We start from the raw sequence: 12,739 nt of genomic DNA on the forward strand, positions 1-12,739 counted from the left end.
GCGCGATCGTTTCGAGTCGAAACGTACAAAAGAATATTATGTTCCTCCGTAGAATGTGCCACCGACTCTCATGAGTCTGGCTCGCACACACACGACATCCGACGTTCGGCATCGCAGATCACCGTCCGCGTTCGCGCGCCGCGTCGACGAGGTGAGCGCCGATGGCTAGCCCGCTCGAACTCGTCGCGGCGGCGTTCCCGCTCCTGGTCGTCGGGGCGTTGCTCGTCGGCCTCCTGTGGCCGGCGACGCGCGCGATGCCGCTCGCCTGGATCGCCGCGCTGGTCGTGGGCTATGCGGTGTGGGGGAACTCGGTGGATTACCTCGTCGGCGCCTCGCTCGTCGGCGCCATCACCGCCTTGGAGATCCTCTGGATCGTCTTCGGCGCGCTCGTGCTGCTGTACACGCTGATGCAGGCGGGCGCGTTCGACCGGATCAACCGGGGTTTCGCCGCCGTCTCCGACGATCGGCGGGTACAGGTCGTGTTGCTGGCGTTCTTCCTCGCGACGTTCATCGAGGGGGCGGCGGGCTTTGGCACGCCCGCCGCGGTCGTCGCGCCGCTGTTGCTGGCGCTTGGCTTCCCGGCGCTTGCGGCGGTGATCGCGGCGCTGATCGGCCACATCATCGCCGTCACCTACGGCGCCGTCGGGACGCCGATCATCGTCGGCATCGAGACGCCGCTGCGCGCCTACGAGGACGCCATCGTCGCCGACGGCGGGATGACCGTAGCGGAGTACGCGGCCGAGGTCGCCGCCTGGGCCGCGACCTATCACACGCTCGTCGGCTTCGCGATGCCGCTGTTCGCCGTCGGCATGGTCGTCTACTTCTTCGGGGAGGAGCGCTCGATCGAGCCCGCCCTGGAGGTGGCGCCGCTTTGCCTGTTCGCCGGGGTCGCGTTCGCGGTCCCGTACTGGGCGTCGGCGTGGTTCGTCACGCCGGAGTTCCCCAGCCTGATCGGCTCGATGGTCGGCGGCGCGGTCACGGTGGCCGCGCTGCGCGCGGGCTACTTCGTCCCCGACGACGAGTGGGAGTTCCCGCCCCGGGAGGAGTGGCCCGCCCACTGGCTCGGCACGATCGAACCGGGCAGCCCCAGCGAGATCGACGCGCCCGGCGTCGGCGGCGCTGGCGGCGACGCGCCGGCCGCTGACGGCGGCACGCCGTCGACGTCGGTCTCGGCCGCGGGCGAGATGTCGCTGCTCCGGGCGTGGTCGCCGTACGTGTTCCTCGTCCTCTTGCTCGTCGTCACCCGCGTCTCCGATACGATCAGCGAGTTCCTCACCGAGGGCGTGATCGTGCCGATCGAGACCGGCGTCGGCGAGTTCGTCGTCGGCGTCGTCCTCGCCTGGAACGGCATCCTCGGGTACGAGAACCTCGAAGCGGGCATCGGGTGGCTCAACGTGCCCGGCTTCTGGCTGATACTGAGCGCGCTCGTCGCCATCCCGCTGTTCGGGATGAGCCGCCGACAGGTGCGGGACGCGTGGTACGAAGCCGGCGAGAAGATCGTCTCGCCGTTTATCGCGCTGGTGTTCGTCATCGCGATGGTGCAGGTGATGATCAACGCCGGCTCCTACCCGGGGGCGGCGATCGAGGAGAGCATGATCGAACTCCTCGCGGTCGCGACCGCCGACGCGACCGGTGCCGCGTACCCGACGATCGCCGCGCTGATCGGCGCGCTCGGGGCCGCGATGACCGGTTCGAACACCGTCTCGAACATCACGTTCAGCGGCTTCCAGTTCACCGCGGCCCGGGAACTCGGCCTGTCGACGCAGCTCATCGTCGGCGCGCAGGCCGTCGGCGGCGCCATGGGCAACCTCGTGGCGATCCACAACGTCGTCGCCGCGCTGGCGACCGTCGGCCTCGTCGGTCAGGAGGGCCGGGTCATCCGGTTGAACCTCATCCCGCTGGCCTACTACGCCGCGTTCGTCGGCTTCTGGGTCCTGCTGTTCGTCTACGCGCTCGTGCCGGGCGCGTTCTGACCGCCTGACCGCGGCGGACGGCGGCGCGGACCGCGGCCGCGATCTGCCGTCCCATTCTTGTCGCCGCGGGCGCAATCGATATTCGACGACCGCCGACCGCCGACCGCCGACCGAAGGACACGTGATCCACATGGCTACCGACCCGACCGAACCGACCCCCGCGGCCGATCCCCGCGCCGACTACGACTACCGCAGCGACGACGTCGACCGACCCGCGCTCGTCGACGACATCGAACGCCTCGTCGACGGCGACGTCCGCGCCGACTCCTACTCCCGGCGGCTCTACGCGACCGACGCCAGCATCTACGAGGTGACGCCCATCGGCGTCGTCTTCCCGACGTCGACGGCGGACGTCGCCGCCGTCGTCGAGTACTGCGCCGAGCGCGAGATCCCCGTCCTCCCGCGGGGCGGCGGGACGAGCCTCGCCGGCCAGACGGTCAACGAGGCCGTCGTCCTCGACTTCACCCGGTACATGGACGCCGTCGTCGAGGTCGACTCCGACGCCCGCCGGGCGACCGCGCAGGCGGGCGTCTACCTCGGGACGCTGAACGAGGCGCTTTCCCCCCACGACCTCAAGTTCGCGCCCGACCCCGCGTGGGGTGACAAGAGCGCCCTCGGGGGCGCCATCGGCAACAACTCGACCGGCGCCCACTCGCTGCAGTACGGCAAGACCGACGCCTACGTCGAGGAGTGCGAGGTCGTCCTCGCCGACGGCACCGTGACGACCTTCGGCGAGGTCGCCATAGAGGACCTCCCCGACCTCGCGGCCGGCGACGACCTCGAATCGCGGATCTACGCGGAGGTCGCGCGGATCCTCGACGAGGATGGCGACCTGATCGAGGAGACCTACCCCGACCTCAAACGGAACGTCTCGGGGTACAATCTGGACTGGCTCGTCAGCGAGGCACGCGGCACCTCGGAGCGCGCGAACGGCGAAGCCGTGAGCGAGGACGCCCGCGGCGCCGAGCGGGGCGTCGGCGAACCCGACGCCGACGGCGGAACGATCAACCTCGCGAAACTGCTCTGTGGCAGCGAGGGGACGCTCGCGATCGTCACCGAGGCGACGGTTTCCCTCGAACCCGTCCCGGAGACCAAGAGTATGGCGCTGCTCGCGTACGACTCGGTGCTCGACGCGATGCGCGACGTCGCGCCCATCGTCGAACACGACCCCGCCGCCGTCGAGGTCCTCGACGACGTGCTGATCGACCTCGCCCGCGGGACCGCCGAGTTCGCCGGGGTGACCGAGATGCTGCCCGACGGCACCGGCGCCGTCCTGATCGTCGAGTTCTACGCCGACGATCCGGCCGACGGCAGGCGGAAGGTGGCGAACTTACTCGCCGACCGCTGCCCGGCCGTCGACCCCGAGGGCGAGGCCGACCCGACCGACGAGCGGACGAGCCTCGACGCCGACGTGCTCGCGTTCGACGCCCTCGAAGCCTACGACGAGGAGAACCGGGCGAAGATCTGGAAGCTTCGCAAGTCCGGGCTGCCGATCCTGCTCTCGCGGACGACCGACGAGAAGCACGTCGCGTTCGTCGAGGACACGGCCGTCCCGCCCGAGCACCTCCCGGAGTACGTCGCCGACTTCCAGGCGGTACTGGAGGACCACGACACCTACGCGAGTTTCTACGCCCACGCCGGCCCCGGCGTGCTCCACATCCGGCCGCTCGTGAACACGAAGACCGGGGAGGGCGTCGAGACGATGGCCTCGATCACCGACGCGGTGACGGACCTCGTCGTCGAGTACGGCGGCTCGGTCTCCGGCGAGCACGGCGACGGCCGAGCGCGCACGCAGTGGAACCGGAAGCTGTACGGCGAGGAACTCTGGGAGACGTTTCAGGAGCTGAAGACGGCGTTCGACCCCGACTGGCTCCTGAATCCCGGTCAGGTCGTCTTCCGCGAGGACGACCCGACGGACATGACCGAGAACCACCGGTTCGGCCCCGACTACGCGTTCGAGGCGGAGTTCGAGCCGGTCTTGCGGTGGGAGAACGACGACGGCTTCCGGGGGATGGTCGAACTCTGTCACGGCTGTGGGGGCTGTCGCGGCGAGCAGTCGACCACGGGCGGGGTGATGTGTCCCACCTTCCGCGCCAGCCGCGAGGAGATCACCAGCACCCGCGGCCGGGCGAACGCGCTCCGGGAGGCGATGAACGGCGAACTCGAACCGGGCGAGGCGTTCACCGACGAGTTCGTCGAGGAGGTGATGGGGCTGTGCGTCGGCTGCAAGGGCTGTGCGATCGACTGCCCGAGCGAGGTCGACATGGCCAAGCTGAAAGCCGAGGTGACCCACGAGCACCACCGGCGCAACGGCGCGACCCTGCGCGACAGGCTGTTCGCGCGCGTCCACGACCTCTCGCGGCTGGGCAGCGCGCTCGCGCCGCTGTCGAACGTCGCGCCGAAGCTACCCGGTGTGCGACGCCTGCTCGAATCGACGGTCGGCATCGACGCGGACCGGCCGCTGCCGACGTTCCACGCGACGACGTTCCGCGACTGGTTCGAGAAGCGCGGCGGCGCTCGCGTCCCCGAGGCCGACGCCGAGCGCCGGGCCGTCGTCTACCCGGACACGTTCACGAACTACAGCAACCCCGCGGCCGGGAAGGCGGCGGTTCGCGTCCTCGAAGCCGCGGGGGTCCACGTCGCCGTCCCGGATGCCCCCGGCGACACGGGTCGGCCCGCGTTCTCGAAGGGCTTCCTCGACCGGGCGCGCGAGACGGCCCGGGAGAACGTCGACGCCCTCGCGCCGTACGTCGAGGACGGGTGGGACGTCGTCGTGATCGAGCCGTCCGACGCGGTGATGTTCCAGTCGGACTACCTCGACCTCCTCGGCGAGGAGGCCCGGCCGCTCGCCGAGCGGACCGACGGCGTCTGCGAGTACGTCGACGTCTTCCGGCTCGACGAGCGCCTCGCGTTCGACGAGACCGGCGAGCGACTGACCTACCACGGCCACTGCCACCAGAAGGCGACGGCGAAGGACCACCACGCCGTCGGCGTGCTCCGGCGCGCGGGCTACGAAGTCGACCCGCTGGACTCCGGCTGTTGCGGGATGGCCGGCAGCTTCGGCTACGAGGCCGAACACGCCTCGATGAGCGACGCCATCGCGTCGGTGCTGTTCGAGCAGGTCGAGGAGGGCGACGGCGAGCGGGTCGTCGCCCCCGGCGCCTCCTGCCGGACCCAGCTGTCGACCCGGCCGGGCGGCGAGGAGCCGCCGACGCCGATCGAACTGGTGGCGGCGGCGCTCGAGTGAGCCGGCGACGCGCGCCCGCGGCGGCGTGTGAAAGGCGGCATTACTAAAGGACCGCCGGGGTGGAGAACGGTATCGCAATGCTCGAGGTCCCGCTGCAGCTGATCGACCAACTGCTTCTCGACTTCCACGTGGGGCACGTCCTGCTCGTCGCGTTCGTGCTGGCGATCCTGGCGACGATCCCGGTGGGGTCGCTGCGCGTGCTCGGGCTCACTATCATCACCTTCGGCGCGATCTTCCTGCTGACGCCGGTCGAGGCGGCCGGCGAGACGTACCTCTTCCGGCTCGCGGGCGTCGCGCTGCTGGTCGTCGGGCCGATGCTGTACGTGGGCGGGCGCTAGTCGCCGCCGAGCAGGTCGTCGTAGCGCGCGCCGGTCTGTTTCAGCGTCTCCGTCGAGTAGAGGCGCTCGTGGTCGAACGGGAGGTAGTCGGCCGCGAGTTCGTCGATCTTCGCGTCGACGGCCGCCGGGTCGCGGCCGTGGATCATCGTGAAGAGGTTGTACGGCCAGCCCTGCTCCGGCCGGCGCGGACGGTGGTAACAGAGGGTGACGTACGGCAACTCCCCGGCGGCCTCGCCGCGGGCGTCGCGTTCCCCGTCGGGGACGTCCCAGACGACCATGCAGTTGGCGTCGAAGCCCGTGACGACGTGGTTGACGACGCAGCCGATCCGCTTGATGCAGCCGTTCCCTCGCAGGCGGTCGATGGCCGCGAGCACGTCGTCGACGTCGGCGCCGAGCGCGTCGGCCACGTCGCGGTAGGGCGTCGCCGACGGCGGGAAGCCGTCCTGGATCTCGAGCAGGAGGTCCGCCTCCAGCGCCGAGAGGTCGCCCGCGGCGTCCTCGCTGATCCGGGTCGCCGAGGCGTCGGTCCCCTCGCCGGCGCTTACGGCGTCGCCGGTCGCCGGGTCAGCGCCCCCCCGGTCCGCGCTCTCGCGTGCGAACCGGTCGGCGTTGACGACGGGGAACTCGAGGTCGATGTAGTAGTCGGTGAGCATCGGCAGGACGAGCACCTCGCGGCCCGTTCGCTCCTCGATCTCGTCGAGGATGCGGTCGCGGGTCTCCCGGGAGCCCGCGGTCACCACGAACCACATGTTCCACTCGTGGTCGCGGGCGTAGTTGTGGTTCACCTGCCGGTAGCCGTTGATCACCTCGGCGATCTCGTCGAACCGCTCCTCGGGCGCCTGGACCGCCGCGAGCGTCGACGAGCCGATCACCGGCGGATTGAGAACCGCGCCGAACCGCCGGAAGATCCCGTCGTCGTACAGCCGGCGGACGCGCTCTATGGCCTCCGTCTCGTCGATCCCGAGGTCCTCCCCGACGGCCCGGAACGGGCGCTCCTCGACCGGGAACCCGCTCTGGTAGCCGTCCACGATCGCCGCGTCCACGTCGTCTACGGTTTCGCGCCAGTCGCCCGACCCCGTGCTCATTGGCGGCGCTAGGGACGTGCCGAACGTAGGGGTTTCGTCTCCGGTCACACCGCGTCCGCGCCGTAGAGCAACAGCAACACGCCCCAGCAGACCGACCACGCGCCGAGACCGTCGTCGCGCTCGATCCGGTCGAGTTTCCGGACGGGGGTAGTGGACGAAGACGAGCGTGGCGACTAAAAACTGCGGTCGAGACGGCCCCGAAAACGACGGGATTTAGGCCGCGCCGCACGAACGGCCGCACATGGCTCAGGCTACCCAGGAGTTCGGGGAGTGGCCGCTGAAGCGTCTCATGACCGAGGTCGTCGGCTCCGGCCACAAGTCGGCCGAGGACATGACCCGCGAGCAGGCCCGCGAGGCCTTCCAGCGCATCCTCGCGGACGAACCCGACCCGACGACGCTCGGGGCGTTCTGGCTGGCGAACCGCTGGAAGCGCAACACCCCCGAAGAGCTGGGGGCGTACGTCGACGTCATGCGCGAGGAGTCGGTCGTGGCCGCCGAACCCGACTGCGACCCCGTCGACTGCGGGGCGAACTACGACGGGAAGGGCCGGTCGGCCCTGCTCGGCGTCGCCGCGGGCGCCGTCGCCGCGGCCGCCGGCACGCCCGTCGTCGTCCACAGCGGCGACCGCGTCCCCACCCAGAAACAGGACGCCTACAAGCACGTGCTGGACGAACTCGGCGTGCGGACGGAACTCGACCCCGAGGAATCCGCCGCGATGGTCGACGAGACCGGCTTCGGCTTCTACTACCAGCCGGCGTTCAACCCCGGCATTCGGGACCTCTACGACCGCCGCGACCGGATGGGCGTCCGGACGTTCGTCAACACGATCGAGACCGTCGCCAACCCCGCGAACGCCGACGTCCACCTCGGCTCGTTCTACCACCTCGCGTTCGCGAAGAAGATGACCGACCTCGTCGCCGAGAGCGAGGCCCTCGATTACTCGCGGGTCATCATGTTCCAGGGGATGGAGGGCTACGACGACATCCGCCCCGGCTACACGAAGGTCGCCGACTGGAGCGAGGACGGCTTCGACGACTACGAGATCGAGACCGCCGAGTTCGGCATGGACTTCGAGAGCGAGGACCTCGCGGTCGACGACGTGGCCGGCGACTCCGCCCGCATCACCGAGGCGGTGCTCGCGGGCGAGCGCGAGGATCGGTTCGCCGACGCGGTCGCGCTCAACGCCGCGTTCCGGATCTACGCCCGCGGCGACGTCGACGATCTGGAGACGGGCCTCGAACGCGCCCGCGACGTGATCGCCGACGGCAGCGCCGAGGCGGTACTCGACGAACTGCGGGCGTTCTGAGCGCCCCGGAGGCGCCGCCACGCGACCGGCTCCTTACCACTGTTCGACGAGCGGTCGCGGAATTCAACCGGGGGAAACGCCTGTATCGAAAACAATGAACGATTTTATGTGCGACCCCCGCGACCACGGACCATGCGACTCGATGGCAAGACGGTGCTCGTAACGGGAGCGGGATCGGGAATCGGACGCGCGACCGCGACGCGGTGCGCCGAGGAGGGCGCCCACGTCGTCGTCACGGACGTCGATACCGCGGGCGGCGAGGAGACGGTCGAGCGGGTCGAGGCGGCCGGCGGCGCCGCCGAGTTCGCGGAACTCGACGTCACCGACGGCGAGCGCGTCCACGAGGTGGTAGACGCCGTCGAAGCGGAGCGCGGGCTGGACGTGCTGGTCAACAACGCCGGCGTCGGCCACCCGCCGTCGGCGCTGGAGGAGACCGACGACTCGATCCGCGACTACGTCTTCGAGGTGAACGTCGAGGGCGTCTGGAACGGCTGTCACGCCGCCCTGCCGCACATGAAGGCGCGCGGGGAGGGTGCGATCGTCAACGTCGGCTCGCTGGCGAGTTTCGTCGGCCTCCCCAAGCAGGCGGCGTACTCGCTGAGCAAGGGCGCGGTGCTCAACATGACGCGGGCGATCGCGGCCGAGGCCGGCCCCCACGGCGTGCGCGCGAACGCGGTCTGCCCGGGGTTTACGGACACGAGCCTCGTCGAGGCGATGCTCGCGGGCTACGACGACCCGGAGGCGGCCCGCGAGCGCATGGAGCGTCAGTACCCGCTGAAACGGTTCGGCGAACCCGAGGAGGTCGCCGACGCGATCCTGTTTCTCGCCAGCGACGAGGCCTCGTTCGTCACCGGCCACGGGCTGGTCGTCGACGGCGGCTACTCGAGTTGCTGAGCGCCGTCACTCCCGCTCCTGTGGGATCGCGACGCTCGCGAGCTGGTCGCCGGCACGGACGGTCGCCTCCCGGCGGTGGACGTAGAGGACCCCCTCGCGGTCGGTCGCGGCCTCGTGGAGGGGCTCGTAGGTCGTCGGGTCGTAGACGGTGCCGACGGGGGTCCCCGACGGGACGACGGCCCCGAGTTCGAGGTCGGCGTTCGGGCGGAACAGCCCCGACGCCGCCGCCTTGACCTTCCCGAGGTGGTCGCGGGCGACGGTCTGTGGCCGGTCGGCGGGCTCGCCGGGGAGCATCCCGAGGTGTCGCAGGGCGTCGAGCAACCCCTCGACGCCGAGTTCGACGGCCTCTTCGAGGATCCGCCTGTTGTACGCCAGTTCGGGCGTGATCGAGGGAATCCCCTCGCGGGCGGCGGCGACCCGCAGTTTCCCGGCGAACCCCCGGCGGTGCCACTCCTCGGAGGCGTCGTCGCCGGCGGCCTCCGCCAGCAGCAGGTCCGTGCCGAACGCCTCCGCGAGCGCCCGGGAGTCGGCGTCGCCTTCGAGGTAGACGACGTGGGGGTACATCAGCGGGCTGCCGGTGTGGAGGTCGACGACGGCGTCGGCCTCGCCGACGTACTCCCAGAGGCGGGCGGCCATCCGCTGGTGGATCGAGCCGTGTTCGTCGCCCGGCCAGACGCGGTTCATGTTCGGGTTGACGCTGTCGAGCGCCTCCGGCGTCGTGTAGGAGACGCGGTCGAAGGTCAGCGGGTCCGCGACCGGGACGGCGACGACGGTCCCCGACAGCGCCGACAGCGGGAGGCGGTCGTGGAACCGCCGGAGCACCTCCGTCCCGTTGACCTCCCGACCGTGCTGGGCGGCCTGAACGTAGAGGGTCGGGTCGCCCTCGCCGCCCTCGTAGGCGTGGACCGTCGTCGTCACGTCCACGCCCGAGGGCAGCGTCGCGAGCGTCACCTCCGTCGCGTCGTGGCCGTGGCTGCCGCCGCTCATGGGCTACGTTTCGACAGCGGAGGATATGTACGTGCGGGGCGGCCCGGACCACCACCGTTTTCACGCCGCCCGTCCTCCGCGGTGATATGGCGAATCCAACGGCCACGCTGCACACGAGCGAAGGCGACGTCGAAGTCGAACTCTTCGAGGAGCGCGCGCCGCGGACGGTCGCGAACTTCGTCGGTCTCGCGACGGGCGAGCGCGAGTGGACCGACCCGGAGACGGGCGAGCGCGTCACCGACCGACCGCTGTACGACGACGTGCTCTTTCACCGCGTCATCGACGACTTCATGATCCAGGGCGGGGACCCGACCGGGACCGGCCGCGGCGGCCCCGGCTACACCTTCGACGACGAGTTCCACGACGAACTCCGTCACGACTCCGAGGGGACCCTCAGCATGGCGAACTCGGGGCCCAACACCAACGGCTCGCAGTTTTTCATCACGCTCGACGCCACCCCGCACCTCGACGACCGCCACTCCGTCTTCGGGGAGGTGATCGACGGCATGGACGTCGTCCGCGAGATCGGTTCCGTCGAGACCGACGCCAACGACCGCCCGAAGGAGGACGTCGTCCTCGAATCGGTCACGGTCGACTACGAGTAATCACCCGGTTCGCCGACCGTTTTTCCGTCACGTCAGCCGATCGATGCCGACGCGAACGCCTACCGGACGACGATCGTCCGTGCCGGGCCGCGAAACGAACCGCCGCCCGTCGCAGGGCGAGCACCCGATCGTCGACGGGGCGACAACGAGCGCCGACGCTGCGTCGAGTTCCCTGTGTGAATCGCCGGAGACGTATAGGTTTAGTGTCGACGGACCAGGAGGAGCGGTATGAACTGGACAGCCGCGGACGTTCCCGATCAAAGCGGCCGAACGATCGTCATCACGGGCGCAAATAGCGGTATCGGACTGGAGGCCACCCGCGAACTCGCACGCAACGGGGCCACCGTGATCATGGCCTGTCGGAGCGTCGATCGGGGCGAGGCGGCCGCCCGAGACGTCCGCGAGGACGTTCCCGACGCCGATCTCCGCGTCGAGGCGTGTGATCTGGCGAGTCTCGACTCGATCCGGGCGTTCGCCGACCGTCTCGGCGACGAGCCGATCGACGGTCTGGTCAACAACGCGGGCGTCATGGCGATCCCGCGATCGGAGACCGACGACGGGTTCGAGATGCAGTTCGGCGTCAACCACCTCGGCCACTTCGCGCTGACGGGGCTGGTGCTCGAGAACCTGCTCGGCGACGACGGCGATCGGGAGTCGCGGATCGTCACCGTCTCCAGCCGGATGCACGAGCGCGGCGAGATCGACTTCGACGACCTGCACGGCGAACGATCGTACGACGGCTGGAACGCCTACGCCCAGTCGAAACTGGCGAACGTGCTGTTCGCGTACGAACTCGAGCGGCGACTCCGCGCCGCGGACGTGAACGCCCTGAGCGTCGCCGTCCACCCGGGCTATGCGAGTACCAACCTCCAGTTCCGCGGCCCAGAACAGCGCGGCCAGCGGGTCCGGAAAGCGATCATGACGGTCATGAACGCCGTGCTGGCCCAGTCGACCGAGCAGGGCGCGCTGCCGACCCTGTACGCCGCGTCCGCGCCGGATGTCGAGGGCGGCGCGTACTACGGCCCCGGCGGCGTTTTGAACATGCGCGGCGCACCCGAGCGCCAGCTGTCTTCGGACCGATCGCACGATCGCGAGAGTGCGCGCCGACTGTGGCGGGTGTCGCGGGACCTGACCGGGGTGGAGTACGATCTCCCGAAACCGACGATCGACGAAGCGACCGTCTAGTCGGGTTACCCCGGCGCTGTTGGGGGGTCGGCTCTTGCACCGGCGATTCGGCTTCGGATGGTCGAGTCGCCGATCGTAACGCGAAAGGTGACGCACGCCAAGGGGTACGTAATGAGCGACGACGAGGGCATTCAACGCGCCAGCGACGTCGGTTCGAGCGACGCGCCGCCCGTCGAGGAGAAACCGTACAAGATCATCTTCGAGGCGAACCGCTGTTTCGGGGCGGGCAAGTGCGCCGAGGTCGCCGACAACTGGGAGATGGACGTCCAGACGGGCCTCGCGCGAGCGAAGACGTACTTCGTCGGCGAGGACGACCTCGAAGAGAACGTCCGCGCCGCGGAGGCCTGCCCGGCGAAGAAAGGCGACGGCTGCATCCACGTCGTCGACCGCCGCGCCGACGAGGAGGTCGCGCCCGACCCTCACGGCGACGGGACGCTGAGCGTCGACTGGTGACCGGCGGACACCGAAATGCACATCCCACACCGGCATCTACTCCCGACCGCGTTCTGCGCGAGGGTAGCCAAGCAGGCCAACGGCGGTGGGCTTAAGACCCGCTCCCGCAGGGGTCCGAGGGTTCAAATCCCTTCCCTCGCACTCGGCGCTCACTCTTTCGTGAGCGCCGAGTGCGGACGTGGGATTTGAACTAGACCGAGGTTCTGCGAGCGAAGCGGGCAGGTTCTCGGGCGTGGTTCAAATCCCTTCCCTCGCATGCCGACTCGAACGACGGTGAAAGAGTGAGCCGTGCCGAATACAGAGCGCATATCGGTCACTTCCAGAAGTCACAGATACGAATTAGTTGTGCTCAATTTCGACAATATTATGCAAAAGTGGAGTCTACCGCATGATATGACGCCCCTCCAAGTGTTCGGAATCGACACACTCGGTAGTTCAGTGCTGGCGCTCATAGTCCCGTTCGTAATCGTCCTCTTTGGGACGTACTTGGGGGTTCTCGGGGCGCTACAGACGTTCTTCGGTGAGTCGTCGTGGCAGGACGTCTCGACCGTTGAGGAAGAGTGAAACGCTCCCCCGCCAACCGCCGATGCAGTGAGGTTGGTCAATTGACTTGAGTAGTTGGTGATAGATGTACGCCCTGTATTCAGCGCGCCGTTTCTGACAGCA

11 protein-coding genes and 1 tRNA gene are annotated in these 12,739 nt (G+C 69.4%); 10 read left to right on the forward strand and 2 right to left on the reverse strand.

All coding sequences use genetic code 11. The annotated features are described in order from the left end of the window. The first annotated feature begins 161 nt into the window (after positions 1-161). The 3 genes from NKG98_RS15830 (at position 162) to NKG98_RS15840 (ending at position 5,558) form a co-directional block, all read left to right on the forward strand. Positions 162-1,973, forward strand: coding sequence for an L-lactate permease (locus NKG98_RS15830; protein WP_254767060.1), 1,812 nt, complete (start codon positions 162-164; stop codon positions 1,971-1,973). Positions 1,974-2,103: 130 nt separating this feature from the next. Further along, the gene (locus NKG98_RS15835) at positions 2,104-5,220 is read left to right on the forward strand and encodes an FAD-binding and (Fe-S)-binding domain-containing protein (RefSeq protein WP_254767062.1); all 3,117 of its coding nucleotides are present in this window, start codon (positions 2,104-2,106) and stop codon (positions 5,218-5,220) included. A gap of 77 nt (positions 5,221-5,297) precedes the next feature. Continuing rightward, positions 5,298-5,558 (forward strand): DUF8006 family protein, encoded by a 261-nt coding sequence (locus NKG98_RS15840; protein ID WP_254767063.1) that lies wholly within the window; start codon positions 5,298-5,300, stop codon positions 5,556-5,558. Here NKG98_RS15840 and ahbB read toward each other — a convergent pair. Continuing rightward, positions 5,555-6,643 carry a siroheme decarboxylase subunit beta gene (gene ahbB / locus NKG98_RS15845; RefSeq protein WP_254767064.1) on the reverse strand — a complete coding sequence of 363 codons (1,089 nt, stop codon included), beginning with the start codon at positions 6,641-6,643 and terminating at the stop codon, positions 5,555-5,557. The genes NKG98_RS15840 and ahbB overlap by 4 nt on opposite strands. 241 nt (positions 6,644-6,884) lie before the next feature. On the opposite strand from ahbB, the gene NKG98_RS15850 reads away from it, so the two are divergent. After that, positions 6,885-7,949, forward strand: coding sequence for an anthranilate phosphoribosyltransferase (locus NKG98_RS15850; protein WP_254767065.1), 1,065 nt, complete (start codon positions 6,885-6,887; stop codon positions 7,947-7,949). 132 nt (positions 7,950-8,081) lie between these two features. Beyond that, a complete protein-coding gene (locus NKG98_RS15855) occupies positions 8,082-8,843 on the forward strand; it encodes an SDR family NAD(P)-dependent oxidoreductase (RefSeq protein WP_254767066.1) in 762 nt (253 codons plus the stop codon). A 6-nt stretch (positions 8,844-8,849) separates the two neighbouring features. On the opposite strand, the gene NKG98_RS15860 is transcribed toward NKG98_RS15855, so the two are convergent. Beyond that, the gene (locus tag NKG98_RS15860; protein WP_254767067.1) at positions 8,850-9,830 is read right to left on the reverse strand and encodes a succinylglutamate desuccinylase/aspartoacylase family protein; all 981 of its coding nucleotides are present in this window, start codon (positions 9,828-9,830) and stop codon (positions 8,850-8,852) included. An 86-nt stretch (positions 9,831-9,916) separates the two neighbouring features. Between NKG98_RS15860 and NKG98_RS15865 the strand changes: the two genes are divergently transcribed. From NKG98_RS15865 to NKG98_RS15885, 5 genes are all read left to right on the forward strand, one after another. Continuing rightward, positions 9,917-10,435: a peptidylprolyl isomerase gene (locus NKG98_RS15865; protein WP_254767068.1), complete on the forward strand. Its 519-nt coding sequence runs from the start codon at positions 9,917-9,919 to the stop codon at positions 10,433-10,435. A gap of 228 nt (positions 10,436-10,663) precedes the next feature. Continuing rightward, on the forward strand, positions 10,664-11,620 hold the full coding sequence (locus tag NKG98_RS15870) for an oxidoreductase (protein WP_254767069.1): 957 nt from the start codon (positions 10,664-10,666) through the stop codon (positions 11,618-11,620). Between the two features lie 111 nt (positions 11,621-11,731). After that, on the forward strand, positions 11,732-12,073 hold the full coding sequence (locus NKG98_RS15875) for a ferredoxin (RefSeq protein ID WP_254767070.1): 342 nt from the start codon (positions 11,732-11,734) through the stop codon (positions 12,071-12,073). 57 nt (positions 12,074-12,130) lie between these two features. Beyond that, positions 12,131-12,214: transfer RNA gene (locus NKG98_RS15880), tRNA-Leu, on the forward strand. Positions 12,215-12,466: 252 nt separating this feature from the next. After that, positions 12,467-12,637, forward strand: a complete 171-nt coding sequence (locus tag NKG98_RS15885; protein ID WP_254767071.1) for a hypothetical protein — start codon at positions 12,467-12,469, stop codon at positions 12,635-12,637. The last annotated feature ends 102 nt before the right edge of the window (positions 12,638-12,739 follow it).

This window comes from Salinilacihabitans rarus (assembly GCF_024296665.1).
In the GTDB taxonomy this organism is placed as follows: domain Archaea; phylum Halobacteriota; class Halobacteria; order Halobacteriales; family Natrialbaceae; genus Salinilacihabitans; species Salinilacihabitans rarus.